The sequence below is a fragment of the Sphingobacterium sp. NGMCC 1.201703 genome (genome assembly GCF_047784615.1).
Lineage (GTDB): Bacteria > Bacteroidota > Bacteroidia > Sphingobacteriales > Sphingobacteriaceae > Sphingobacterium.
Map to the genome: position 1 here is coordinate 1 of NZ_JBLOHD010000016.1, position 701 is coordinate 701.

1 rRNA gene is annotated in these 701 nt (G+C 52.2%); it reads right to left on the reverse strand.

The features are described 5' to 3' along the window. Positions 1 to 35: 35 nt before the first annotated feature. Positions 36 to 701: ribosomal RNA gene (locus ACK8HY_RS22990) — 23S ribosomal RNA — on the reverse strand; the annotation flags it as partial.

Genomic DNA, 701 nt, shown 5'->3' on the forward strand with positions numbered 1-701 from the left:
CAAAAATTAAAGAGGAAGACAACAGTGTCTGTCTGCTTGAGAAAGCTTCGGGCTATTAGTACCACTCGGCTTTGGTCTCTCAACCTTTACACCTATGGCCTATCAACGTAGTCATCTCCTACGACCCTATAAGGAAGTCTCATCTCGTGGCTAGTTTCGCACTTAGATGCTTTCAGCGCTTATCTATTCCAGACGTAGCTACCCTGCCGTACACCTGGCGGCATAACAGGTTCACCAGAGGTCTGTCCAACCCGGTCCTCTCGTACTAAGGTCAGATCCACTCAAACTTCCAACGCCCACAACAGATAGGGACCGAACTGTCTCGCGACGTTCTGAACCCAGCTCGCGTGCCACTTTAATGGGCGAACAGCCCAACCCTTGGGACCTTCTCCAGCCCCAGGATGTGACGAGCCGACATCGAGGTGCCAAACCTCCCCGTCGATATGAGCTCTTGGGGGAGATCAGCCTGTTATCCCCAGCGTACCTTTTATCCTTTGAGCGATGGCCCTTCCATACAGAACCACCGGATCACTATGTCCGTCTTTCGACCCTGTTCGACTTGTCGGTCTCACAGTCAAGCAAGCTTATGCCATTGCACTCCGCGTACGGTTACCAAGCGTACTGAGCTTACCTTTGAAAGCCTCCGTTACCTTTTTGGAGGCGACCACCCCAGTCAAACTACCCACCAAACAATGTCCTCC